Below are 24045 nucleotides of genomic sequence, written 5' to 3' on the forward strand. Positions count from 1 at the left end.
CTCTCGACGTGCACCGCAACGCCCACCAGGGCAAGGTCGGCGTGCTCGCCCTCGCCCCGCAGGAAGGCCTCGGCGTCCGTAACGAAGAGAAACGCGCGAAGCACATCGAAGGCATCAACGCCTTCCGGCTCCCGGCTCGGTGATGCCGCCGGTCACCGGAGAGATCGTGCGACGTCGCTCAGTTTGTCGCGGAGCCAGATGTGGTCCGGGTCGGCGTTGTGCCTGGGGTGCCAGTACATGGTCTCGTGCAGGGACACCTCGGTCTCGAGCGGGATCGCGCGCAGGCCGATTTTCCGGCCGAGCAGCTCATAAAGCCGTGCTGGGACCAGGGTGATCATCGGGGTGTCCGCGACCAGGCACATCCGTGCGACGAAACTTCCCGCGGTGTAACAGCCTGCTTCGATACCGGGCACCTCGCGGTTGTGCCGGATGCTTTCGCCGAGCGTGGCGTTGCCCGCGTCCGCGACCGCCACGAACGTGTCGGTGCACAGGTGCCGGCTGTGGTGGTTCACCTTGCCTTGCGGCACCAGTGACCTCGGTGCGATGAGGAGGTCGCAGGTGTCGCCGTCCAGGGGTGACAGGATGTCTTCGCCGGTCGGGACGATCTTCAGCGACACGTCCGGCGCGGCCGCCCGGAGCGCCTGCAGAAGCGGCTTGACCAGGATGATCGAGACGTAGTCACTGGTCGCGATGGTGAACGTGCGCCCGGCCGGGCGGGGCATCGACGTGCGGCGGCCGCCCAGTGCCGAACGCAGGGCGTCGACGGCGTGGTTGACCGGCTCCACCAGGGCGGCGCCGAACGGTGTCAGCTTCATGCCGCGTCCGTCCCGCGTCAGCAACGGATCGCCGAAGTGCCGGCGCAGCCTGGCCAAAGACCCGCTCATGGCCGGCTGGGTGACCCCGGTGCGCTCCGCCGCGCGCGTGACGTTCGCCTCGACGAGGAGGACCTGCAACGGGATGAGCAAGTTGAAGTCGATCTTGGACAGCGGATCCTGGGCGAAGCCGGTCGCTTCCGGCGAGCGGGCGACGTCGCGCAGGCGGGCGGATGCTGCGTTCATCTTCGTGTCTTACCGGATCTTTCGTTGTCCGCGTTGTAGAAGGGCACAATTCCAGCTTGCGCGCTCCGGGTGGCGGCAGGCTCGGACGTCGAACGCCATGGCCCTTATGGGCGGAACTTTCTGCCCGTAGGTGCAGGGCCTGCCGCCAACCGGCGGCCGAGCCCCGCGCGGACGCCGCCGAGGTTGCGACGGACGGCCGATGCGGTACCGGCGAAGCCGGTGTACGGCGGGCATTTCCGCCGCGATCCGGGGAGTACTCAGGCATCCCCGTCGCCGGCGTCACCGCAGTCGTCGTCACCGCCGGACCCGCCGGCGGCCAACCCCCACAGGAGGAAGACGAGCACGACACCGCCGAGGATCGCCGTGGCGGGGCGGCCTTGGACGATGCCGGTGATCACCAGGGCGGCACCGCCGGCCAGCATCAGCAGGAGGACGATCACGACAGCGCTCCCCGTCCGCGGCGCAGGGCCAGTCCGGCGAGAACGGCGGCGCCGTCCGGCAGGACCGCGTCGTCGAACTCGGCGAGCGGCGAATGGTTGTCCGTGGTGCCGTCGCCCGCGCCGAGCAGGACGAAGGCGCCGGGGATCCGGTGCAGGACCCGGGAGAAGTCCTCGCCACCGGGCAAGGGGTGGGCCAACGGGCGGAACCGATGCCCGCCGAGCACCTCTCGGACGGTGTCGGCGACGAACGCCGTCTCCCGCGGGTCGTTGACGGTCATGGGATATCCGTCGAGGTAGGTCACCTCGGCACGCAGACCGTGGGCGCGGGCGACGGACTCGGCCAAGGTGATGGCGGCGTCCTTGATCCGGGCCTTGGCGGCGGCGGAGAACGTGCGCAGGGTCGCTTCGAACTTCGCGGTGCCGGGGATGACGTTGCGCCGCGTCCCGGCGTGCAGGGAGCCCACGGTCAGGACCACCGGGTCGAAGATGTCGGACTGGCGGGTGACCAGGGTCTGCAGTGCCGTGACGATCTCGCACACCACCGGGATCGGGTCGGCCGCGCGATGCGGCCGGGCGCCGTGCCCGCCGGAGCCGACCACGGTGACTTCGAGTCCGTCGGAGGCCGCCATCGTCGTGCCGGGGCGGGCCGTGAACACCCCGTGCGGTACGGCGGCACCGAACACGTGCAGCGCATACGCCGCGTCCGGTGGCTTTCCCGCGGCGTCCAGCACGCCCTCGGCGATCATCGCGGCCGCGCCGTCCCAGCCCTCCTCGCCGGGCTGGAACATGAAGACCACGTCCCCGGGCAACGCGTCCTGCCTCGCCGCGAGCACGTGCGCGGCGCCGGCCAGCATGGCGGTGTGGAGGTCGTGTCCGCACGCGTGCATGACGCCGTCGACCCGGGACGCGTAGCCGAGTCCGGTGCGCTCCTGCACGGGCAGGGCGTCCATGTCCGCGCGCAGCAGCACGACCGGACCCGGCCGGGGCGCCCGCAGGACCGCGGTCACGGAGCTCAGTGATTTCCCGAGCGACACCTCCAGTGGCAGCCCGTCGAGCGCGGCGAGCACTTTCTCCTGGGTGCGCGGCAGGTCCAGGCCGATCTCGGGTTCGGCGTGCAGCCGGCGGCGCAGCCGGACCAGATCGTCGCGGATCGCGGTGGCGTCCTCGTGCACGGACATCGGGCAGTCTCCTCAGGCGTCGTCGGGCTCCTTGCCGAGAATCGCGACCGATGTCACGCTGAGGGCCCAAATCGGGAATTTCGCGCACGGAGTGGTCATTTATGCCGGATGTGCTCATGCCTGACGAAACAGATCTCAAGCTCGTGCACGCGCTACAGGCGGCACCCCGCGCGACCTGGCAGGAGATCGGCCGGTCGCTCGGCGTCGACCCCGGGACCGCCGCGCGGCGCTGGCAAGGGCTCGTCGAGGCCGGCTCCGCCCGGGTGACCGCCTATCCCGAAGTCCGGCGGTGGGCGCAGGACCACTGCAACGCGTTCATCGAAGTGGATCTCCAGCCGACCGCCCGCGCGCATGCGGTGGAGGTGCTGTCCCGTGTCCCGCAGATCGCCTCGATCTCGATCGTCAGCAGTGGCCGGGACCTGTTCCTGACCGTGCTGACCCCCGACCTGGCGACGCTGTCCCGGCTCGTCCTCGAGAAGCTCCAGCAGCTTCCCGGGCTACGCGGGACGCGGACCCACGCGGTCACCACCGTCTACGGCGAGGGCAACCAGTGGCGGCTCGACGCGCTGTCGCCGCAGCACCGTGTCCCCAGCCCGCCGAAAGCCGGAAACCGGCCCGTCTGGAAGGACGACTACCGGGAAGTGCTCCGCGCCCTGGGCGACGGCCGGAGCCCCGCGGCCGACATCGCGGCCCGCACGGCGAGCAGCGGGTCCACCGTCCGCCGCCGGCTCAACGAGATGATCGGCGGCGGCCTGCTGTCCCTGCGCTGCGAGGTCGCCCAGCCCGTCACCGGATGGCCCGTCGCCGCGACGTTCTGGGCGCGGGTACCACCGAACGAGCTGGACCGGACCGCCACCGCCCTGACCGAGCTGCCGGAGGTCCGCCTGTGCGCGGCCACCACCGGAGCGGACAACCTCGTGCTGACCTTGTGGCTGCGTTCTCTCGGCGATGTCCAGCGGCTGGAAGCGGAACTCGCCGGAAAACTCCCCGCGCTCACCCTCACCGACCGGGCGGTCACCCTCCACGCGGCCAAACGAATGGGCTGCCTGCTCGACGACGCCGGCCGGATCACCGACGTGGTGCCCATCGACCCGTGGGTGTCGCCGTAGCCCGGCGCCGAGGGGCGGTCAGGTTCCCGTGCTGCCGGACGCTCGCAGGTGCGCGCTGACGGGCAGGACCAGCGGCGTGCCCGCCACGGGATCCGGGATCACCTTGGCTTCGAGCCCGAAAACCTGGTCCAGCAAGGGTTCGGTCAGCACGTCGGCGGGGTGGCCCTGGGCGACGATCCGGCCGCCGCGCATCGCCACCAGCGTGCCGGCGTAGCGGGCGGCGAGGTTCAGGTCGTGCAGCACCATCACGACCGTGGTGCCGCGCTCGCGGTGCAGCCGGTGGACGAGGTCGAGGACGTCGACCTGGTGCGCGAGGTCGAGGTAGGTGATCGGCTCGTCGAGCAGCAGCAGGTCCGTTTCCTGGGCGAGCGCCATCGAAATCCAGGCACGCTGGCGCTGCCCGCCCGAGAGCTGGTCCACCAGCCGGGCGGCGAGGGTGTCCATGCCGGTGAGGGACAGCGCGCGGTCGATCGCTTCGTCGTCGGTGCCGGACCACTGGCGGTACCAGCTCTGGTGCGGGTGCCTGCCGCGCCGGACCAGGTCGGCGACCGTGAGGCCCTCGGGCGCCACCGGCGACTGCGGCAGCAATCCGACGATCTTGGCGACCTCGCGGGTGGGCAGCTTGTCGATCCGGTCGCCGTCGAGCAGCACCGCGCCGCCGCGGGGTTTGAGCAGCCGGGCCAGCGCCCGCAGCAGGGTCGACTTGCCGCAGCCGTTGGGGCCGATGATGGCGGTGACGGTGCCGTCGAGCACGTCCAGGTCGAGCCCGTCGACGACGAGGTCCTCGCCGTAACCGAGCTTCAGCTCCCGCGCTCGCAGTCGGGGGTTCATGCCCGCGCTCCCTTCGCGCTCCGGATGAACAGGAAGATCAGGTAGGGCGCGCCGAGGATCGCGGTGAGCACGCCGACCGGCAGCCCGGACACGCCGGGAGCCAGCCGGACGACGAAGTCCGCGCTCACCGTCAGCAGTGCGCCGAGGACCATCGAGCCCACGAGTGGTGGCTGGGCGGACTTCGCCAGGCGGAGCGCGATCTGCGGGGTGGCGAGGGCGACGAAGGTGATCGGCCCGGCCGCCGCGGTGGCGACCGCGGCCAGCCCGGCGGCCAGCAACAGCAGCGCGCCCCGCGCCGCGTCCACCCGGATGCCGAGCCCGCGCGCGGTGTCGTCCCCGTACTGCAGGCCGCCGATGGTGCGGCCGAGGAACAGCACCGGCGGCGCGAGCAGGAGCAGGCCGAGCAGCACCGGGCCCACGGATTCCCAGCCGACGTCGGCGAGGCTGCCGACGATCCAGGTGGTGGCCCTGGCCGCGTTGTCGACGTCCCCGATGGTCAGCAGCCAGTAGACGAGGTTGGCGCCGACTGCCGAAAGCCCGATGCCGACCAGCACCATGCGGTAGCCGTCGATGCCGCGGCGCCAGGACAGCGCGTAGAGCAGGACGCCGGCGAGCAGCCCGCCGGCCAGCCCGGCCAGCGGCACGCCGAGGGCGCCGGTCAGGCCGCTGACCTGGCCACCGGACCCGCTCATGACGATCACCCCGACGGCACCGACCCCGGCGCCCCAGGTGATGCCGAGCACGTCCGGGCCGGCCAGGGGATTCCGGGCGACGGACTGGAAGACCGCGCCGGAAAGCCCCAGCGCCGCGCCGACGGCGACGCCGGTCAGGGTCCGGGGCAGCCGCAGGTCGAAGATGATGCCCCGCTCGCGGGCGGTGCCGCCGCCCAGCAGCGTCTCGAGCACGTCGAGGACGCCGATGGGGGAGCTGCCCTTGCCGATGTTCAGCGCGGCGACCACGACCAAGGCCGCGGCCGCCGTCAGCACCACGGCCAGTGCCCGCGGCCGTACCCGCCACGCGACCGGGCCGGCCCGGAAGACCGGTTTCATATCCGTGCCAAACCCTTCCGCCGGACCAGCTGGATGAACGTCGGCGCGCCGAGGAGCGCGAGCATGATGCCGACCTCGAAGCTGTCCGAGGCGAGCACCCGGCCGAGCAGGTCGGCGGCCAGCAGCAGGAGCGCGCCCAGCAGGGCCGAGAACGGCACCAGCCAGCGGTAGTCCGGTCCGCTGAGCGCCCGCGCCAGGTGCGGCACGATCAGGCCGAGGAACGCGATCGGCCCGCAGGCGGCGACCGCGGAGCCGGTCAGCACGGTGATCGCCACGATCCCGAGAATCCGGGTCCGCCGGACGTTCTGGCCGAGCGTGACGGCGACGTCTTCGCCGAGGGACAGGGTGTTCAGCCCCGGGGTGTTGAGCGCCGCGAGGAGCAGACCGGCGACGAGGAACGGGGTGATCTGCCCGGCGACGGCGTAGTCCCGGCCGGCGATCGACCCTACGCGCCAGAACCGGTAGGTCTCCATCCCGCGCTCGTCGCCGAGCACGATCGCCGAGATCACGCCGTTCAGCAGGGCGCTCACCGCCGCCCCGGCCAGCGCCAGCGTCACCGGCGTGGCGCCCCGGCCACCGACGGCGCCGAGCAGGAACACCACGACGCTGGCGAGCAGCGCTCCCGCGAAGCCGAACCAGATGAAGGCGGGCAGGCCGTGCACGCCGAGGACGACGACGGCGAAGACGACCGCGAAGGCCGCACCCTGGGTCACGCCGAGCAGCCCGGGGTCGGCGAGCGGGTTGCGGGTGTGGCCCTGCATCAGGGCCCCGGCGGCGCCGAGCGCGAGTCCGATCAGGACACCCAGCAGCGTGCGCGGGATCCGCAGCGACCGGACGATGAGGTGGTCGGGAGCGCCGGTCGGCCGGGTGAGCGCGTCCCAGACGACACCGAGCGGAATCGCGTGCGCACCGATCGCGACGCTCGCCACGCACACCAGGGCCAGCGCGGCGACCAAGGCGGCCAGAACTGTCGCCTTGCTTACTCGAACTTCCACAGTGGACATGACCACCTTAGCCTCTCTTAGGCCAGCCTAACCATAGAGAAAGAGCAGTCCATGACCCGACCCCGGCACACCGCCGCCGCCGCCCTGTCCCTGGCCGCGTGCCTCGCCCTGACCGCCTGCGGGAGTGGCGACGGCCGGCCGTCGGCGCAGGGGGCGAGCCAAGGCGGCTATCCGCGGACGATCCAGCACGTGATGGGGTCGGCTGTGCTCGACAAGCAGCCGCAGACCGTCGCGGCGCTCGACTCGAGCTACGTCGACGCGGCGCTCGCCCTCGAGACCAAGGTCGTGGCCTACACGAAGTACCGCAACTACGACAAGCTGCCCGGCTACCTCGGCGACGACCGCAAGTACGCCGAGACCGCCAAGGAGATCGGCCCGCTGGAAAGCCCCGACATCGAGCAGCTCTACGACATCAAGCCCGACCTGATCGTCTCCGCGAAGGTCCGGCACGAGAAGTTCTACGCCGAATTCGCCAAGGTCGCGCCCACGGTGTTCAGCCAGACCACCGGGGCCACCTGGAAGGACAACATCCGGTTGCTGGCGAAGGCGCTGGGCAAGGAACAGCTCGCCGAGCAGAAGATCGGCGCCTACGAGCAGCGCGCGAAGAAGGTCGGCGAGGAGATCAAGGCCAAGCTCGGCAAGCAGCCGGCAGTGTCCGTCGTCCGCTTCGTCGAGGGCGAACCCACGGTCCGCCTCTACAGCGGTGCCTCGTTCCCCGGCACCGTGATGGCCGACGCCGGTCTCGTGCGCCCGGCGGGCCAGCCCGACAGCAAGGACAAGATCTCGACCGACCTCAGCCAGGAGGACATCGGCAAGCTCGACGCCGACCGCGTCTTCGTCGCCTCCTACGCCGACCCGACCAAGACGGCCGAGGACCCGAAGGCCAAGTTCCAGGGCAACCCGTTGTGGGGCACGCTCAAGGGAACGATCACCGACGTCGACGACACGACGTGGTTCACCTCCGTGAGCCTCCAGGGCGCCCAGGCGATGCTCGACGACCTCGCCAAGCAGTTCGGCGTCGACCCCGCACGGAGCTGACGACGAAGATCCCGCCTGCTCGTCGCCAAGCCGCGGCGACGAGCAGGCGGCCTCGAACACCTGAGTCCCGCCAAAGGGACAGCAAATCCGTCCATAAGGGACATAGGGACCCGAAGCTGTCCGTTGGCTCGGCTGGCATCTTGACGTGCTCCCGGCGAACGTTGATAGTGATGGCTCCCATCCCGAACTTCGAGCGGGAGCCGCTCGCCGCCTGAACTGTTAGCGCTAACATTCGTCATCGGTGAACAAGGCTGATCACGCACCGGAAGTCCAGTGACGCATTTCCCATCGTGTGAAGGAGATTCGATGACCCGTCGACCGAGGATCCGCCGCGCCCTCCTGGCGGCCGGTACCGCCACCACCCTTGCCGCCGGTCTGCTCGCGGCCACGGCCACCACCTCGCAGGCCGCCGTCCAAGGACCGTGCGACATCTACGCCGCGGGCAACACCCCGTGCGTGGCCGCGCACAGCACCACCCGTGCCCTGTACGGGACCTACGACGGCCCGCTGTACCAGGTGCGGCGCGCGTCCGACAACACGACCAAGGACATCGGCGTGCTGACCGCCGGCGGGTACGCCGACGCCGCCGCGCAGGATTCCTTCTGCGCCAACACCAGTTGCGTGATCACCGTCATCTACGACGAGTCCGGCAAGGGCAATCACCTCACCCAGGCGCTCAAGGGGCACTGGCCCGGGCCGGCCGCGGGTGGCAACGACAACCTCGCCAACGCCTTCGAGGCACCAGTGACGGTCGGCGGCCACCGGGCGTACGGCGTCTCCGTGGCCCCCGGCACCGGCTACCGCAACAACAACACCCACGGCATCGCGACCGGTGACCAGCCGGAGGGGATGTACGCGATCTTCGACGGCACGAACTACAACGGCGGCTGCTGCTTCGACTACGGCAACGCCGAGACGAGCGGCAACGACGACGGCAACGGCACCATGGAGGCCATCTACTTCGGCAACGACAAGGGCTGGGGCTACGGCAGCGGCGCCGGCCCCTGGATCATGGCCGACCTGGAGAACGGCCTGTTCTCCGGGGTGAACCAGCACTTCAACGCGGGCGACCCGACGGTCACCAACCGGTTCCAGACCGCGATCGTCAAGGGTGGTCCGAACCAGTGGGCCATCCGCGGCGCCAACGCGCAGTCGGGCGGCCTGTCCACCTACTACAGCGGGGTGCGCCCCAACGTCGCCGGCTACAACCCGATGAAGAAGCAGGGGGCGATCATCCTCGGCATCGGCGGTGACAACAGCGTCAGCGGCCGCGGCACCTTCTACGAGGGCGTCATGACCGCGGGCTACCCCTCGGACGCCACCGAGAACGCGGTCCAGGCCAACATCACCGCGGCCGGCTACAGCAGCGCCCCGACCGGCGCCGGAACGCTTACCCCGGGCTCGAAGGTTTCCCTCCAGGCGACGACGGCGTGCTGCACGTCCGACTACCTGCGCCACAACGACGCCGACGACAAGGTCGTCCTCTCCGCCGTCGGCTCCACCAGCACGGCCACCCTCAAGGCCGGCGCGACCTGGATCGTCCGGGCGGGCCTGGCCAACACCTCCTGCCTGACCTTCGAATCGGCCGACCAACCCGGACGGTTCCTGCGCCACTTCGGGTTCCAGCTCCACCTGAACGCCGACGACGGCGGCAGTGCCTTCGCGCAGGACGCGACGTTCTGCCCCACCACGGGCAACAGCGGCGCCGGGCGGTCCTTCCAGTCGGTCAACTATCCGGCGAAGTACCTCCGCCACTACAACTTCACGGGTTATGTGGCGAGCAACGGCGGGAGCAACGCCTGGGACGCGACGACGTCGTGGGCCCAGGACACCAGCTGGCTCGTCGCCTCGCCCTGGGGCTGACGAGACACCCACCGGTCGCGAGCACGGCTTCCCCGCGGCGTCGCGGGGAAGCCGTGCTCGTTCCGTTGAATTGATCGAATGGTAATTACACGGGTGATTACCTCGGTAATGGCAGATCTCCTGGACACGGGTGCGGGAAAGCCGGAAGATCCGGTCGACGAAGAAGCCGCATCCGCGAAAGGAGTTCGCGTGCCGGACCTGCCCTTCGACCGCAGAGGCTTTCTCACCGTCGCCGCGCTGACCGCCGGAGCCACGGCGCTGCCCGGCGGGTTTCTGGCCGGCGCGGGGGCGGCCCCGCGGATCACCCTCCCCGAACGCGGTATCCACGACACCGCCCCGGCCACGTCCTGGCCGGACGGTTTCCTGACCGGCAACGGTGAGTACGGTGCCGTGCTGTACGGCGCACCCACCCTGGAAAAGGTGATCTTCAACCACCACCGCTTCGTGCTGCCGAACGGCTCCCGATCGGTTGTCCCGCCGGTGATCGCGGGCCGCCTGGCCGGTGTCCGGGACAAGGCGCTCGCCGGTGACTACGCCGGGGCGAACCGGGACTTCGCGGCCGGCTGGTCGCTGCGGTGGACCCAGACCTACCACCCGGCGTACGAGCTCCGGATCGCGACGCCGGACATGACCACCGCCACCGGCTACGTCCGCACGACCGACTTCCGCACCGGCGAAGTCACCACCTCCTGGGCCGACGGCTCCGGCACCTGGACCCGCCGGGCGTTCGTCTCGCGCGCCGACCGCGTGATCGTCCACGAACTGACACCGGCCCCCGGCCGGACGATCGACGCGACCTTGAGCGTGTACACCGCCTTGGAGGGCACGCCCGGGAACGTGGGCTTCACGACCCGCGCCACCGTCGCCGGCGGGTCCGGTTACCTGAACCTGCGCGGCACGTACCCCGCCGGGCAGGGTGCGTTCGGCTACGAAGGCGTCACGCGCGTCGTCCCGGCCGGGGGCAGCGTCTCGGCCGCCGGGAGCACCGTCGTCGTCTCCGGCGCGACCCGCCTGCTGTTGCTCACCAAGCTCGATCGGTACGAGACCCCGGGTGCGTGGGACACCCAGCCGTTGCACGCGGCGCTGGCCTCGACCGAGACCGGCTACGCCGTGCTGCTCTCACGGCACACCGCGATCCACACCGCCTGGTACGACCGCTCCCGGCTGGACCTGAACGTCTCCGCCGCCGACCGGGCGCTGCCGGTCACCCGGCTGATCAGCCGGCAGAACGGCAACCAGGGCGTCATCGACCTCGCGCTGCTGGAGCGGCTCTACGACTCGGGGCGGTACCTGTTCATCAGCTCCAGCGGAATCCTGCCGCCGCGGCTGACGGGGATCTGGACCGGGACCTGGACCGGCGCCTGGGCCGACGACTTCACCACCGACGCCAACGTCAACCTCCAGGTCGCCGGCGGCAACATCCTGGACACCCCCGAGGCCATGCAAGGCTACTTCGCACTCGTCCTCGGGCAACTCGCCCAGTGGCGCACCAACGCGCGGAATCTTTACGGCGCAAGGGGTTTCCTCGCCCCGTCGCGGACCGACGGCGAGTACGGGCACATGCTCCACTTCGACAGCGGCTTCCCCGGCCAGACCTGGACCGGCGGGGCCGACTGGCTGCTGTACCCGCTCGTCGAGTACTGGGAGACGACCGGCGACCAGGCGTTCCTGCGGGACAAACTGGGCCCCGCGCTCATGGAGCTGGCGTTGTTCTACGAGGACTTCCTGACCCGGACCGACACCGGCGGCAAGGTCGTCTTCGTCCCGTCGTTCTCGATGGAGAACGCGCCCGGCAACACCCGCGTGCTCCTGTCGGTCAACGCCACCGGCGACATCATGGCCGGCAAGCACGCGCTGCAGGCCGCCATCGCCGCGGCGAACGCGCTCGGCGTGGAACAGGGCAGCGGCCAGGGCGTCCAGCGCTGGACCGCGCTGCTCGGGAGACTGCCCGCGTACCGGGTCAACGGCGACAACGCCCTCGCGGAGTGGTCGTGGCCGAGCCTCACCGACAACTACAACCACCGGCACGTCCACCACCTGTACGGCGCCTGGCCGCTGCACGAGCTCAACCCCGAGACCCGGCCGGAGCTGGTCGCCCCCGCGCTGCGGGCCCTGGAACTGCGCGGCGACGAGAACCTCTCGGCCCACGGCAGCCTGCACCGCGCACTGGCCGCCGCCCGGCTCAAGGACGGCGGGAAGGTGTACGCCAATCTCCGCAAGATCCTCGGCAACAGCATGGTCTTCCGGTCGCTGATGACGTCGCACAACCCGAACCTGCAGACCTACAACGCCGACGCCGCCCACGCGATCCCCGCGGTGCTGGCCGAGGCGTTGCTCTACTCGCGGCCGGGGGTGCTGGAGCTGCTCCCCGCGCTGCCCGGGCAGCTGGCCAAGGGGTCGATCACCGGCGTGCGGGCGCGTGGCCGGATCCGGGTCCACAGCCTCGGCTGGGACCTGCCGGCACGCACGGTCACGCTGTCGGTGACGTCGGCGATCGCCCAGGAAGTCACGCTGATCAGCCGCCGGGGGATGACGTCGGTGACCACGTCCGCGCCCGTCACCCCCTCGCCGCTGGGTTCGCACGCCCGGGTCGTGTCCTTGGCGGCGGACCGGCGCGTCGACCTCACGGTCGCGCTGGAGAACGGATACGCGCGGCTGGTCAACCGGCGCAGCGGGAAGGTCCTCGACGTCACCGGCGGCGGAACGGCCGACGGAGTGAAGGTCGTCCAGTGGACCTGGACCGGCGGTGCCAACCAGCAGTGGCAGGTCCTGCCCAACCCGGACGGCTCGGTCCGCCTGGTCAACCGCAACAGCGGCCGGCTGCTCCAGTGCCCGGCGGGAGCAGGCCAGGGCACCCAGCTGGACCAGGCGCAGGACACCGGCGCCGACAACCAGTGGTGGCAGCTCACCGGCACCGGCGACGGCTACCACCGGCTCGTCAACGTCCGCACCGGCCTCTGCGCCGACGTGGAGGGCGGCTCGGCCGGCGACGGCGCCCGGGTGCTCGCCTGGCCCGGCAACACCGGCACCAACCAGCAGTGGCAGCTCGTCGACGGATGACCCCGGCCGCTCGGCGTCGGCCACGCTGTCGTGGCGGGAAGTCAGCCGTCGGTGACGTCGAGCGGCTGGTTGTTCTGGCGCAGCAGGAACGCGGTCAGGACGCCGGCGATCGCGGACGCGACGCCGAGGACGGCGAGCGCGCCCTGGAGGCCGCCGGTGCCGGTGCCGATCGCGGCGAGGGCGAGCGGGCACGTGAACTCGCCGAGGAACAGGGTGCCGGTCCACAGGCCGGTGCCGCGGCCTCGCTGGTCGAAGGTGAGCCGGTTGACCGCCCAGGTCAGCAGGGTGGGCAGCAGCATGCCGGTGCCGAAGCCGGTGAAGACCGCGCCGATGGTGATGACGACCGGTGAGGCGGTGGCGAACACGAGGAGGAGCCCCGCGGCGGAGAGGCCGAACTCGACGGGCAGCAGCACCCGGGGTGTCCTGCCGGACAGGCGGCTGAACGCGATCGCTCCCGCGGCCGTCGCCAGGGACATGACCGCGGAGATCGCCCCGATGGTCCCGGTGGCGGCCACGCCCACGCCGGTGAGCACAAAGGACAGTTCGACGATCAGGGCGTAGAAGACGACGCCGCCGAACAGGGTGACGAGGCAGGGCACGGCCAGCTGCCGCCAGGGCAGGCTCACCAGGTGGCCGGGCGGCCGGCGGTGCGGCTGCCAGAGCTTGAGCGCCATGGGGATCGCCAGCGGGGCGGCGACGGCGTAGAGCCAGAACGGCGTGCGCCAGCCCGACGCGCCGAGAACGCCGCCGAGCGCCAGGAACGCCGTGGCCGACAAGGTGGCGACCAGGGTCTGCAGGCCCAGGTAACGCGCCCGGCGCGCGCCTGACCAGTAGTCACCGATGAGGGTGGTGCAGCAGGTCATGATCGCGCCCTCGCACAGCCCGACGAGCACCCGGCTCGCGAGGATCGCCCCGAGCGAGTCCAGGTAGAGCGGAGCCGTTCCGAACCCGGCGTAGGCCAGCATGGCCAGCAGCAGCAACCGTTTCCGGTCGATCCGGTCGGCGACGACGCCGGCGAACGGCGCGGTCAGCCCGATCAGCAGCGCCGGCGCGGTCAGCACGATCGGGACGAGGACTTCGGCGCCGGGCGTGTCCGCGAACGCCCGGGACAGCTGCGGCAGGACGGGCGCGATGAGGACGGCGCCGAGCACCGACAGGCAGCTCCCGGCGAGCAGCAGGAGCAGCTGGACCGGTCCGGGGGAGCGGCCGGTGGCAGAGGCTGCCGGTGACAGGTTCACGGCTGGGCTTGCGGGCATTTCGGCACCTGAATTCCGTCGTTGGTCCAGGGAGGTGCCGAAAGTGTGAATTCCGCGGCGGGGGAGCGGAAATCACTTCTGGTGAACCGCGGTATCAGCGCGGTGGATGCCCGGTGCCGCCGGTGGCGATCCGCGTCAGCAGTTCGCGCAGGTACCGGTGCTCGGGATCGTGCTCGTACATCGGGTGCCACCAGGCCGCCTCGAGCAGCGGTCCGGCGTCGAAGGGACAGGCCAGCGCCCGGACGTTCTCCTCGGCCGGGATGCGCTCGGCGAGCCGTCGCTGCAGCAGCGCGACCCGGCCGGTGCCGGCGACGAGGCCCGGGACGGTCAGGAAGTTCTCCGTGACGACCTGGACGTGCGGTTCGATGCCGAGCATCCGCATCTGCCGCACGACCGGGGTCGACGCGGTCGGGCTGTGGTAGGTGACCACCCACGGCATGGTCCGCAGCTGCTCCACCGTCAGCCCGTGCTCGACCGCGGGGTGCCCGGCGTCGACCAGGCAGACCCAGTCGTCGCGGTGGAGGTCTTGGTGCGGGAGGCCCTCGAGGAAGCCGTGGGGCAGGACCAGCAGGTCGATGCCGGTGAGTGCTTGGCGGGCGTTGTCGACGAGCGCCGGGGTGTTGGCGATGAACCGCACGCGGGCGCCGGGTGCCTCCTGCGCCAGAGCGGCGGCCAGCGGGGAGCCGAGGACTGCGACGCCGTAGTCGGTCATGGCGAGGGAGAACTCCCGCGAGGTGGTCGCCGGGTCGAAGTCCGGTTCGGCGGTGAAGACGCGCTCCACGCCGTTCACCGCCGTTTGCACGCGGCCGCGCAACTGGACGGCCAGCGGGGTGAGGCGGTACTGGTTGCCGTGGCGGGCCAGGAGTTCGTCGCCGAAGTGCCGGCGCAGCCGGGCCAGCTGGGCCGAGACCGCGGGCTGGCTGAGGCCGACCTGCTGGGCGGCCCGGCTCACGCTGCGGTGCTCCAGCAGCGCGTCGAGCGTCACCAGCAGGTTCAGGTCCAAGCTCGCCAGGTTCACCACCTGAGGTTATCCATCGGGCTGATAGTCCGCATTGGCTATTTCGTCTTCCCTGATGCTGTGGCGTGCCGCACCGTGAGCGGCATGGACCGCACCGATCCCGAAGCCGCGATCGCCGCCGCCGCGAAACGCTGTTCGAACTGGGGCCGCTGGGGTGCCGACGACGTCCTCGGCACTCTGAACTTCCTCGACGACGCCAAGCGCCGCGAAGGCGCGGCCCTGGTCCGGCGGGGCGTGAGCTTCTCGCTGGCGCAGCGGTTCGAGGCGGACGGCCCGCAGAAGGGCTGGCGCCGCCGGACCAACCCGGTGCACACGATGCTCGACACCGGCCTGGACGCCGAGCGCGGCACCCAGGGCTTCCCGCACGGCATCGGCGGCGCCGACGACGTGGTGTTCATGCCCCTGCAGGCGTCGACGCAGTGGGACGGGCTGGGGCACATCTTCGACCACGGCGTGGCCTGGAACGGCCGCCGGGCCGGGGACGTCGTGACCAGCGAAGGCGATCGCGTCACCGGGATCGAGACGGTGTCGGGCCGGATCGCCGGGCGCGGAGTCCTGCTCGACGTCGGCCGCGCGCTCGGCACGGACGGCGAACTGCCGGACGGGTTCGCGATCACCGTGGCGCACCTCGAGGAAACGATGGCCGCACAAGGGGAAACCGCGCGCGTCGGCCGGGGTGACCTGCTCCTGGTGCGGACCGGACGGCTCGCCCGCGCGCGGCGCGAGGGGTGGGGCGACTACGCGGGCGGCCCCGCGCCCGGCCTGTCGTTCACCACCGCGGAGTGGTTGCACGGCACCGAAATCGCCGCGATCGCCACCGACACGTGGGGGTTCGAGGTCCGGCCCAACGAGTTCGACGACGCCTTCCAGCCGCTGCACCAGGTCGCCATCCCGCACATCGGGTTGTTCCTCGGCGAGATGTGGGACCTCGACACGCTGGCCGCGGACTGCGCCGCCGACGGCCGGTACGAGTTCTGGCTGACCGCCGACCCGCTGCCGGTGACCGGCGCGGTCGGCGCGCCGGTCGCCCCGATCGCCGTCAAGTAGCTCCCCGACCGGACAAAGGAGTCCCCATGCCCGCCGTGCACACCGTCCTCGTGGTCGGCAGTGGCCTCGCCGGTACCGCGACCGCGATCCACCTCGCCGACCACGGCCTCGCCGTCGACCTGATCGAGATCAAGCCGGACATCGCCGCCATCGGGTCCGGGATCACCCTGCAGGGCAACGCCTTGCGCGAGCTGCGCAAGCTCGGCGTCTGGGCAGCGGTCCGGGCCGAGGGATACTGCTTCGACGGCCTCGGGCTGCGCGCGCCCGACCCCGGCGGGACCCTGCTCGCCGAGTTCCCGGAAGTCCGGACCGGCGGCCCGGACCTGCCGGCCACGCTGGGGATGCCGCGGCCCGCCCTGGCGCGGATCCTGCACGAGCGCGCCGGCGCGGCCGGGGTGAAGGTCCGCTTCGGGCTCACGGTGAGCGCGCTGGCCCAGGACGAGAGCGGCGTCGACGTCACCTTCTCCGACGGCTCGACCGGCCGCTACGACCTCGCCGTCGGCGCCGACGGAATCCGCTCGGCGGTCCGCCGGCTGCTGGGCATCGACCCGGCGATCCGGCCGATCGGCATGGGCATCTGGCGTGCGTTCGGCCCGCGCCCGGCCTCGGTGACCCGGACCGACCTGTTCTACGGCGGCCCGTCCTACATCGCCGGCTACTGCCCGACCAGCGAGGACACGCTCTACGCCTACGTCGTCGAGGACGCGCAGGACCGCGGCGGCCTGCCGCCGGCCGAGCGGCTCGCCACCATGCGTGCCCTCGCTTCGGCGTACCACGGTCCGTGGGACGACGTCCGCGCCACGCTCACCGACGCCTCGCGGATCAGCTACACCCTGTTCGAGACCCACGTCCTGCCGGCGCCGTGGCACCGGGGGCGGGTGGTGCTGATCGGCGACGCCGCCCACTCCTGCCCGCCCACCCTGGCCCAGGGCGGCGCCCAGGCCCTCGAAGACGCCGCCGTGCTGACCGAGCTGCTGCTGGCGGCGGACACCCTCGACGACCGCCTTTGGGCCGAGTTCGCCGACCGCCGGTGCGCACGAGCGGCGGCGGTGGTCGCGGCGTCCGTCCAGCTCGGACAGTGGCTTTTGGACAGAGAGCAGGGCGACGTTCCCGGGCTCATCGGCCGGATCGCCGCCCTCGTCACCCAGCCCGCCTGAACCTTCCGGAGGAGAACGCCATGATCACCCACCTGCGGCACGTCGACCTCGCCGTGCCGGACCTGGCCATGCAGCAAGACTTCTACACCGGCGCCTGGGGCCTCAAGACCGAGCACACCAACACCGGCGTCGCGTTCCTCGCCGCGGAAGGCTCGCCCGAGCAGTACGTGGTGCGGCTGCGCCAGGCCGGCGACAAGCGGATCGACCTGATCGCCTTCGGCGTCGCCACACCGTCCGATGTAGACACGCTCGCCGCCCGCCTGGCCACCGCCGGGGTGACCCTCGTCCACGAGCCACGGACCCTGCACACCCCGGGCGCGGGCTACGGGTTCCGGTTCTTCGACAACGAGGGCCGTACCATCGAGATCAGCGCCGACGTCGCCGTCCGGGCCCACCGCAGGATCGAGGCGGGCGAGCCGGTGCCGGTCCGGCTGTCCCACGTGGTGGTCAACTCCGCCAACCCGGAGGCGACCCGGGCGTTCTACGAGAAGCACCTCGGCTTCCGGCTGTCGGACATCCTCATGCACCCGCGGATGGGGGAGATGATGTGGTTCCTGCGGGTGAACTCGTGGCACCACAGCATGGCCATCGCCCGCTGCCCGCACCCGTCACTGCACCACGTGTCGTTCGAGATGCGCGGGCTGGACGAGTACATGCGCGGCACCGGACGGCTCCTGCGCGCGGGCGTCGAGAAGATCTGGGGTCCCGGGAGGCACCTGGCCGGCAACAACACCTTCAGCTACTTCCTCGACCCGCACGGCAACACGATGGAGTACACCACCGAGCTGGAGCTGGTCGACGAGGACACCTGGCACCCGCACCTCTACGACTTCAGCGACCCCGAAGTGTCCGACCAGTGGGGGACGGCGAACGCGATGAACGAGTTCGTCGCGCAGCGGTCCTTCAACGACCCCGACAAGGGCCTGTTCGTGGCCCCGCCGGTCTGATGCGCTTCGCCACCTACGAGCACGGCGGAACCGTGCACGCGGGCGTCGTCTCCGGTGACGGCGTCCACGCGTTCCCGGCCGGGGTGACGGTGCTCGACCTGGTCCGCGGCGAGCAGGCCGTCCCCAGTGGACCATCCGTGCCGTTGGCCGACGTCCGGTTGCTGCCACCGCTGGAGCCACCGAGCGTCCGGGACTTCGTCGCCTTCGAGGAGCACGTCGAAGGCATGGTCGCGCCGGGTTCCGTGCCGCCGGAGTGGTACGAGGCACCGACGTTCTACTTCACCAATCCCTGCGCGCTGGTCGGCGCCCACGACGACGTGCCGATCCCGCCCGGCTCGCGGCTGTTCGACTTCGAACTGGAGGTCGCCGCCGTGCTGGGCCCCGACGCGATCTTCGGCTACACGATCCTCAACGACTGGTCCGCCCGCGACCTCCAGCGCCGCGAGATGAAGGTCAACCTCGGACCGGCCAAGGGCAAGGACTCGGCCACGACGCTCGGGCCGTGGCTCGTCACGGCCGACGAACTGGAGCCCTACCGCGACGCGGACGGCTTCCTGGCACTGGACATGCGGGTGGCGGTCAACGGTGTCGAGGTGGGGCAGGACCTGCTGTCCAACATGGGCTGGCCGTTCGAGGAACTGGCCGCGTACGCCGCCCGCGGCACGCGGCTGCGCGCGGGCGACGTCTTGGGCTCCGGGACCTGCGGCAACGGCGGCTGCCTGGCGGAGCTGTGGGGCCGCGGCCGCACGCGGGAGCCGCTGCGGCCCGGCGACGTCGTGGAGATGACGGTCGAAGGCATCGGGACGATCCGCAACACCGTCGTCGACGGCGGCACGCTGCCGCCGGTCCGTCCGGCCCGGCCCCGGCCGCGGAAGCGGTCGCGGTGAGCGGCAAGGTCGTGGTCGTCACCGGGGCGGGACAGGGCATCGGCGCGGCGACCGCGCGACGGCTGGCCGCGGACGGCGCCCGGGTGATCGGAGTCGACCGCGCCGAAGACCCCGGCCTGCCCGGCGTCGAACACCACCGGCTCGACGTCACCGACGACGCCGGCTGGGCCGCGCTCACCGCGGGTCTCGAGCGGGTCGACGGGCTCGTGACCGCCGCGGGCATCACCTGGCGGGCCCGGCTGGGCGAGCTGGACCCCGTGGACCTGGCGCACGTGCACGACGTCAACGTCGGCGGCGTCCTGCGGGCCGTGCAGGCGGTGGTGCCGCTGATGCCGGCCGGCGGGTCGATCGTCGTGACCGGCTCGGCCGCGGCGCTGACCGGGCACTACCCGCTCGCCTACACCGCGGGCAAGTGGGCGCTGCGCGGCTTCGTCAAGGCCGCCTGCCTCGAGCTGGGCGAGCGCGGCATCCGCGTCAACGCCGTGCACCCCGGGTACATCGAAACCCCGATGACCGCCTCGGCGCCGCCCGGGTTCCGGGCCGCGAACGTCGCCGAGACCCCGCTCGGCCGCACGGGGACAGCCGAGGAGGTCGCCGCGCTCGCCGCGTTCCTGATCAGCGACGCGGCCTCCTACATCTCCGGCGCCGAGATCCCCGTCGACGGCGGCCTGACCGCGCACGGCGGCGTCAAGTCGATCAGCGAAGCCGCCCGAACCTGAAAGGGAACCCCGTGTTCGAATACTTTCCCGGCAACTACGTGTGGAACCTCGGCGTGGTCGCCGCGCTCAACAGCGGCGGCCTGATCGACGAGGTCGACCGCGCCTGCCGGCCCATCCGCGAAGCCGCGGCCCGGGGCTCGGACGCCGGCACACCGGACTTCCTGCGGGCCTGGACCGCACTCACCGACCAGCTCGTCACCCAAGCCGAGCAGGCCGAGAAGGCCGGGCACACCCGCACCGCGGGCGAGCTGTACTTCCGGGCCACCAACTACCTCTGCCAGGCCGAGCGCATGCTCGCGCACTCCGACCCGCACCGGCTGCCCACCTACCGGCGGGTCCTCGAACTCGCCCAGAAGTCCTTCGACCTGCGGGACTCCCTGGTTTCGCGGGTGGCGATCCCGTACGAAGGCACGACCCTGCCCGCCTACCTCTCCCTCGCCCCGGCCACCGGGACCGGGCCGGCGCCGGTGATCGTCCTGGTCAACGGCCTGGACTCGACCAAGGAACACATGTACACCTCGGCACACTGGCGCGAGCTCGCCGACCGGGGGATCTCGTGCCTGATGCTCGACCAGCCCGGCACCGGCGAAGCCCTGCGCCTGCAGGGACTGACCGCCCGCATCGACGCCGAAGCCTGGGCGGGCGCGGCCGTGGACTGGCTCGAGACGCGGTCCGAAGTGGACAACAGCCGGATCGGGATCGCCGGCTGGTCCCTCGGCGGCTACTACGCACCCCGCGCCGCGGCGTTCGAGAAGCGGTTCGCGCTCTGCGTCGCCTGGGGCGCCAACCACAACTGGGGCGCGGTGCAGCGCCGCCGCCTCGAACGTGAAGGCGAGCGGCCGGTTCCGCACTACTGGGAGCACGTGCTGTGGGTGTGGGGCCACGACGACCTGGCGGAGTTCATCACCTTCGCCGACGGCGTGCACCTCGACGGCGTGGTCGAGAAGATCACCGTCCCGTTCCTGGTCGCCCACGGCGAGAACGACCGGCAGATCCCGCTCGAGTACGCCCACCGCTCCTACGACCAGGCCGTCAACTCGCCCCGGCGGGAGCTGAGGGTGTTCACCCCGGAGGAGGGGGCGACCGAGCACATCGGACTCGACCACCTGCCCCACGTCAGCACGTTCATCGCCGACTGGGTCACCGGCACCTTCGAGTGGCTGAGCCGGGTGCGCTCCTTTTAGGACCATCCGTGAGAATGAGCGCATGAACCTGCTGCTCCTCGCCGCCGCGCTCGCCATGGTCGTCCGGGCGCTGGCGGCGGCCCGGCTCGACCGGTGGAACCTGGGCGCGCCGGTGGTGATGGTGCTGGCCGGTGTCCTCGTCGGCCTGCTGTACGAGAACTCCATCGCGGCCGTGCTGAACACGGAGGCCGTTCAGCACATCGCGGAAATCATCCTCGCGGTGCTGCTGTTCGTCGACGCCACCGAGGTGCGCGGCGGACGCCTGTGGGGCGGATACCCCGGGCTCGTGGCCAGGGTGCTGTTCATCGCCCTGCCGGTGAGCCTCGCGCTGGCGGCGCTGCTGGGCTGGCTGCTGTTCCCCGGCCTGCCGTGGGCCGTGCTGCTGCTCATCGCCTGCGTCGCCATGCCGACCGACTTCGCGCCGGCGGAGCAGCTGGTGCGCGACCGCACTTTGTCGATGCGGGTCCGCAGTGTGCTGAACGTGGAAAGCGGCTACAACGACGGGATCGTCTCACCCCTGTTCCTGTTCGCGCTGATCCTGGCCGGCGACCGCACCCAGCAGCGCACACCGCTCGACGCCCTCGCCACCGCGCTGCCCTTCGCCGCCAAGGCCCTGGTCGCGGGCGTCGTCATCGGCAGCCTCCTCGCCTGGCTGCTGGACCGGGCCCACCACGCCGGCTGGGTGACGCCCCAGTCCGCGCGCCTCGTCGTGCTGCTGGCACCGCTGCTGACCTACGCCGCGACCGTCGCCATCGACGGCAACGGCTTCGTCGCCTCGTTCGTCTGCGGCACCGCCTTCCGCTACCTGCACCGGCTGCTCAAGGCCCGCCGGGTCCGCGACGGCCGGGCCGACCGCGCGGAGGTCCGGGCCGACGCCCTGAGCAAGGACATGCACCTGCTGGAGGACGTGACCACCCTGCTGACCACGACCATGTGGTTCGTCGTCGGCATCGCGGCCGTCCTCGCCTACTCGCTGGGCGTTTCGTGGCAGGTTGTCCTGTTCTGCGCGGCGGTGCTCACGGTGGTCCGCGTGGTCCCGGTGCTCCTTTCGCTGGCCGGGTCGAAGCTGGCGGGACGGGAACGCCTGCTCGTCGGCGCGCTGGGACCGCGTGGCACGACCACGATCGTGTTCGGGCTCCTGGCGTTCAACAAGCTGCTCGAGGGGCCGGCCGCCGACACGATCCTGGTCATCACCGTGGTCTGCGTCCTGGGCGGCGTGGTCCTGCACGGGATGGGCGCCAAGCCGCTGACGCACCTGCTGACCCGCCCGGGTGCCCGCCGCTGACGCTGCCCGAGCCGCCGGGTGGCGGTGCGGGACCAGCCACTCGGCTGGGTCACCCGGCCGGTCCACCGGTACCGGCCGCCACGTCCCGTCGTCGACGATCGAGGAGTTCTTCAGGCAACGACCACGGAATATGGAGCTGTTTCCCGTGCGCACCTCGATCGACCGCGCGACCTGGCGGATGCTCGCCGGGTACGTCCGGCCACAACGGCGGACCGTCCTCTTCGGAGGGTTGCTCGTCCTGCTGGGCGGTCTGGCCGCGGCCGCCCAGCCGCTCGCGGCGAAGACGCTCGTCGACGAGCTGGGAACGGGCGGGGTCATCACCGGGCTGCTGGTCCTGCTGGTCGGTCTCGCGCTCGCCGGCGCGGCGGTCCGGATGGCCGGTGACTACCTGCTCGAGCGCGCCGCGGAGTCGGTCGTGCTGGTGGCCCGCAAGCGGTTCGCCCGGCGGGTGCTGCGGCTGCGCGTGCCCGCCGTGCAGCGCGCCGAACCGGGGGACCTGCTGTCCCGGTTCACCAGTGACACGACCCTGCTGCGCGAGGTCTGCACGCACGCGCTGGTCGGCCTGGTCACCGGTGCGGTGACGACCGTCGTGATGGTCGTGCTGATGGGGACGCTGGACCTCGTCCTGCTCGGGGTCACCGCGGCGGTGCTGCTGGTGGTCGGCCTGCTCGCGCTCGCGGGCATGCCCATGATCGAAAAGGCGACCCGCGCCGCCCAGGAGGCCGTCGGGGAGACCGGGACGCGGATGGAGCGGGTCCTGGGCGCCTTCCGGACCGTCAAGGCCTCGGGTGCGGAAGCCCGGGAGACCGCGGCGATCGAGGAGGGAGCCGAACGCGCGTGGCGCGCCGGTGTCCGCTCGGCGCGCTGGGAGTCGCTGGTCCACGGCGCCAACGCGCTCGCGATCCAGGCGTCGTTCCTCGCGGTGCTCGGCGTCGGCGGCGCGCGCGTGGTGACCGGCGCCATCCCGTTGTCCACTTTGGTGGCTTTCCTGCTGTACCTGTTCTACCTGGAGGAGCCGATCGGGCAGCTCCTGCACGCGGGCAGCAGGCTGCAGATCGGGCTGGCGGCCGTGCGTCGGCTGTCCGAAGTGGAGCAGCTGCCCGCCGAACCGGCTCCGGCCGGGCGGACCGCCGGCGGTCAGGAAGCTGCGGAGCTGGTGTTCGAGGGCGTCCGCTTCCGGTACGGCCCGGATTCCCCGGAAATCCTGCGTGGCGTCGACCTGGAGATTCCCGCCCGGGGCATGACGGCGTTCGTCGGGGCCTCCGGCGCCGGGAAGTCCACGTTGTTCGCGCTGCTCGAACGGTTCCACGAACCGTCGTCGGGCCGGATCCGGCTGGACGGTGCCGACCTCGCGGACTGGGACCTGGCCGCCTTGCGCGCCTCGATCGGGTACGTCGAGCAGGACGCGTCGCTGTTGTCCGGCACGCTGCGCGACAACCTCGGCTACGGCCGTCCGGAAGCCACCGACGAGGAGATCCGCGACGCGCTGGTGCGGACCCGGCTGGACGGCCTCGTGGACCGGCTGCCGGCCGGCCTGGACACCCCGGTCGGGCACCGCGGCAGCATGCTCTCCGGGGGTGAACGGCAACGGGTCGCGCTCGCCCGCGCGCTCCTGCGCCGTCCTCGCCTGCTGTTGCTGGACGAGATCACCTCGCAGCTCGACGCGGTGAACGAGCTGGCGATCCGGGACGTGGTCACCGCCGCGGCCGAGACGACGACCGTGCTCGTGGTGGCCCACCGGCTCTCGACGGTCACCCGCGCCGACCGGATCGTGGTGCTGGACGAGGGAACCGTCCGGGCGACCGGCACCCACGACCAGCTCGTGGCGAGCGACCCGTTGTACGCCGAGTTCGCCGCCACCCAGCTGCTCACCGGCGACAGCGCCGTCCAGCAGGCTGCCGGATAGTGTCTGCGC

20 protein-coding genes are annotated in these 24045 nt (G+C 71.7%); 12 read left to right on the forward strand and 8 right to left on the reverse strand.

Going from position 1 to position 24045, the window contains the following annotated elements; translation table 11 throughout:
* Positions 1-152: 152 nt before the first annotated feature.
* From I4Q55_RS41330 to I4Q55_RS41340, 3 genes are all read right to left on the reverse strand, one after another.
* The gene (locus I4Q55_RS41330; RefSeq protein WP_206795982.1) at positions 153-1058 is read right to left on the reverse strand and encodes a LysR family transcriptional regulator; all 906 of its coding nucleotides are present in this window, start codon (positions 1056-1058) and stop codon (positions 153-155) included.
* Between the two features lie 257 nt (positions 1059-1315).
* Positions 1316-1498: a hypothetical protein gene (locus tag I4Q55_RS41335; protein WP_206795983.1), complete on the reverse strand. Its 183-nt coding sequence runs from the start codon at positions 1496-1498 to the stop codon at positions 1316-1318.
* The gene (locus I4Q55_RS41340; protein WP_206795984.1) at positions 1495-2676 is read right to left on the reverse strand and encodes a M20 family metallopeptidase; all 1182 of its coding nucleotides are present in this window, start codon (positions 2674-2676) and stop codon (positions 1495-1497) included. Before I4Q55_RS41340 ends, I4Q55_RS41335 begins: the two co-directional genes overlap by 4 nt.
* A 116-nt stretch (positions 2677-2792) precedes the next feature.
* On the opposite strand from I4Q55_RS41340, the gene I4Q55_RS41345 reads away from it, so the two are divergent.
* Entirely contained in the window at positions 2793-3785 is a 993-nt protein-coding gene (locus tag I4Q55_RS41345; protein WP_242547694.1) for an Lrp/AsnC family transcriptional regulator, read from the forward strand.
* An 18-nt stretch (positions 3786-3803) separates the two neighbouring features.
* Here the strand turns inward: I4Q55_RS41345 and I4Q55_RS41350 are convergent, their stop codons facing one another.
* From I4Q55_RS41350 to I4Q55_RS41360, 3 genes are read right to left on the reverse strand one after another with little or no spacing between them, the layout of a single operon-like run.
* Positions 3804-4616: an ABC transporter ATP-binding protein gene (locus I4Q55_RS41350; protein ID WP_206795986.1), complete on the reverse strand. Its 813-nt coding sequence runs from the start codon at positions 4614-4616 to the stop codon at positions 3804-3806.
* Complete coding sequence (locus I4Q55_RS41355; protein WP_206795988.1) at positions 4613-5665, reverse strand: iron chelate uptake ABC transporter family permease subunit; 1053 nt, start codon at positions 5663-5665, stop codon at positions 4613-4615. Before I4Q55_RS41355 ends, I4Q55_RS41350 begins: the two co-directional genes overlap by 4 nt.
* Entirely contained in the window at positions 5662-6669 is a 1008-nt protein-coding gene (locus I4Q55_RS41360) for an iron ABC transporter permease (RefSeq protein ID WP_206795991.1), read from the reverse strand. Before I4Q55_RS41360 ends, I4Q55_RS41355 begins: the two co-directional genes overlap by 4 nt.
* Positions 6670-6720: 51 nt before the next feature.
* On the opposite strand from I4Q55_RS41360, the gene I4Q55_RS41365 reads away from it, so the two are divergent.
* The 3 genes from I4Q55_RS41365 to I4Q55_RS41375 all read left to right on the forward strand — a co-directional run bounded on the left by I4Q55_RS41365 (position 6721) and on the right by I4Q55_RS41375 (position 12630).
* Positions 6721-7707, forward strand: coding sequence for an ABC transporter substrate-binding protein (locus I4Q55_RS41365; RefSeq protein ID WP_206795992.1), 987 nt, complete (start codon positions 6721-6723; stop codon positions 7705-7707).
* Between the two features lie 306 nt (positions 7708-8013).
* On the forward strand, positions 8014-9570 hold the full coding sequence (locus I4Q55_RS41370; protein ID WP_206795993.1) for an alpha-L-arabinofuranosidase B: 1557 nt from the start codon (positions 8014-8016) through the stop codon (positions 9568-9570).
* 189 nt (positions 9571-9759) lie between these two features.
* Positions 9760-12630 (forward strand): glycoside hydrolase N-terminal domain-containing protein, encoded by a 2871-nt coding sequence (locus tag I4Q55_RS41375; protein ID WP_307793449.1) that lies wholly within the window; start codon positions 9760-9762, stop codon positions 12628-12630.
* A 41-nt stretch (positions 12631-12671) separates the two neighbouring features.
* Here the strand turns inward: I4Q55_RS41375 and I4Q55_RS41380 are convergent, their stop codons facing one another.
* The gene (locus I4Q55_RS41380; protein ID WP_206795995.1) at positions 12672-13886 is read right to left on the reverse strand and encodes an MFS transporter; all 1215 of its coding nucleotides are present in this window, start codon (positions 13884-13886) and stop codon (positions 12672-12674) included.
* A 94-nt stretch (positions 13887-13980) separates the two neighbouring features.
* Positions 13981-14904 carry a LysR family transcriptional regulator gene (locus I4Q55_RS41385; RefSeq protein WP_206795996.1) on the reverse strand — a complete coding sequence of 308 codons (924 nt, stop codon included), beginning with the start codon at positions 14902-14904 and terminating at the stop codon, positions 13981-13983.
* Positions 14905-14988: 84 nt separating this feature from the next.
* Here I4Q55_RS41385 and I4Q55_RS41390 point away from each other — a divergent pair, with 84 nt between their 5' ends.
* The 8 genes from I4Q55_RS41390 to I4Q55_RS41425 all read left to right on the forward strand — a co-directional run bounded on the left by I4Q55_RS41390 (position 14989) and on the right by I4Q55_RS41425 (position 24036).
* Positions 14989-15951: a cyclase family protein gene (locus tag I4Q55_RS41390; RefSeq protein WP_206795997.1), complete on the forward strand. Its 963-nt coding sequence runs from the start codon at positions 14989-14991 to the stop codon at positions 15949-15951.
* 26 nt (positions 15952-15977) lie between these two features.
* Entirely contained in the window at positions 15978-17108 is a 1131-nt protein-coding gene (locus tag I4Q55_RS41395) for an FAD-dependent monooxygenase (protein WP_206795999.1), read from the forward strand.
* A gap of 20 nt (positions 17109-17128) precedes the next feature.
* The gene (locus tag I4Q55_RS41400; RefSeq protein WP_206796001.1) at positions 17129-18055 is read left to right on the forward strand and encodes a VOC family protein; all 927 of its coding nucleotides are present in this window, start codon (positions 17129-17131) and stop codon (positions 18053-18055) included.
* A complete protein-coding gene (locus I4Q55_RS41405; protein WP_206796003.1) occupies positions 18055-18942 on the forward strand; it encodes a fumarylacetoacetate hydrolase family protein in 888 nt (295 codons plus the stop codon). The genes I4Q55_RS41400 and I4Q55_RS41405 overlap by 1 nt, the downstream gene beginning before the upstream one ends.
* Positions 18939-19661 carry an SDR family NAD(P)-dependent oxidoreductase gene (locus I4Q55_RS41410; RefSeq protein WP_307793450.1) on the forward strand — a complete coding sequence of 241 codons (723 nt, stop codon included), beginning with the start codon at positions 18939-18941 and terminating at the stop codon, positions 19659-19661. The genes I4Q55_RS41405 and I4Q55_RS41410 overlap by 4 nt, the downstream gene beginning before the upstream one ends.
* 11 nt (positions 19662-19672) lie before the next feature.
* Positions 19673-20845 (forward strand): S9 family peptidase, encoded by a 1173-nt coding sequence (locus I4Q55_RS41415; protein WP_206796005.1) that lies wholly within the window; start codon positions 19673-19675, stop codon positions 20843-20845.
* A gap of 22 nt (positions 20846-20867) precedes the next feature.
* Positions 20868-22130 carry a cation:proton antiporter gene (locus I4Q55_RS41420; protein WP_206796007.1) on the forward strand — a complete coding sequence of 421 codons (1263 nt, stop codon included), beginning with the start codon at positions 20868-20870 and terminating at the stop codon, positions 22128-22130.
* Between the two features lie 145 nt (positions 22131-22275).
* On the forward strand, positions 22276-24036 hold the full coding sequence (locus tag I4Q55_RS41425; protein ID WP_307793451.1) for an ABC transporter ATP-binding protein: 1761 nt from the start codon (positions 22276-22278) through the stop codon (positions 24034-24036).
* Positions 24037-24045 lie beyond the last annotated feature (9 nt).

The sequence above is a fragment of the Amycolatopsis sp. MtRt-6 genome, from assembly GCF_017308975.1.
In the GTDB taxonomy this organism is placed as follows: Bacteria; Actinomycetota; Actinomycetes; order Mycobacteriales; family Pseudonocardiaceae; genus Amycolatopsis.

Excerpts from the sequence above, each read along its gene's own strand:
- I4Q55_RS41330 (WP_206795982.1), bottom strand. The coding sequence starts at position 1,058 with ATGAACGCAGCATCCGCCCGCCTGCGCGACGTCGCCCGCTCGCCGGAA.
- I4Q55_RS41340 (WP_206795984.1), bottom strand. The coding sequence starts at position 2,676 with ATGTCCGTGCACGAGGACGCCACCGCGATCCGCGACGATCTGGTCCGG.
- I4Q55_RS41345 (WP_242547694.1), top strand. The coding sequence starts at position 2,793 with ATGCCTGACGAAACAGATCTCAAGCTCGTGCACGCGCTACAGGCGGCA.
- I4Q55_RS41350 (WP_206795986.1), bottom strand. The coding sequence starts at position 4,616 with ATGAACCCCCGACTGCGAGCGCGGGAGCTGAAGCTCGGTTACGGCGAG.
- I4Q55_RS41355 (WP_206795988.1), bottom strand. The coding sequence starts at position 5,665 with ATGAAACCGGTCTTCCGGGCCGGCCCGGTCGCGTGGCGGGTACGGCCG.
- I4Q55_RS41360 (WP_206795991.1), bottom strand. The coding sequence starts at position 6,669 with ATGTCCACTGTGGAAGTTCGAGTAAGCAAGGCGACAGTTCTGGCCGCC.
- I4Q55_RS41365 (WP_206795992.1), top strand. The coding sequence starts at position 6,721 with ATGACCCGACCCCGGCACACCGCCGCCGCCGCCCTGTCCCTGGCCGCG.
- I4Q55_RS41370 (WP_206795993.1), top strand. The coding sequence starts at position 8,014 with ATGACCCGTCGACCGAGGATCCGCCGCGCCCTCCTGGCGGCCGGTACC.
- I4Q55_RS41380 (WP_206795995.1), bottom strand. The coding sequence starts at position 13,886 with ATGCCCGCAAGCCCAGCCGTGAACCTGTCACCGGCAGCCTCTGCCACC.
- I4Q55_RS41390 (WP_206795997.1), top strand. The coding sequence starts at position 14,989 with ATGGACCGCACCGATCCCGAAGCCGCGATCGCCGCCGCCGCGAAACGC.
- I4Q55_RS41395 (WP_206795999.1), top strand. The coding sequence starts at position 15,978 with ATGCCCGCCGTGCACACCGTCCTCGTGGTCGGCAGTGGCCTCGCCGGT.
- I4Q55_RS41400 (WP_206796001.1), top strand. The coding sequence starts at position 17,129 with ATGATCACCCACCTGCGGCACGTCGACCTCGCCGTGCCGGACCTGGCC.
- I4Q55_RS41405 (WP_206796003.1), top strand. The coding sequence starts at position 18,055 with ATGCGCTTCGCCACCTACGAGCACGGCGGAACCGTGCACGCGGGCGTC.
- I4Q55_RS41420 (WP_206796007.1), top strand. The coding sequence starts at position 20,868 with ATGAACCTGCTGCTCCTCGCCGCCGCGCTCGCCATGGTCGTCCGGGCG.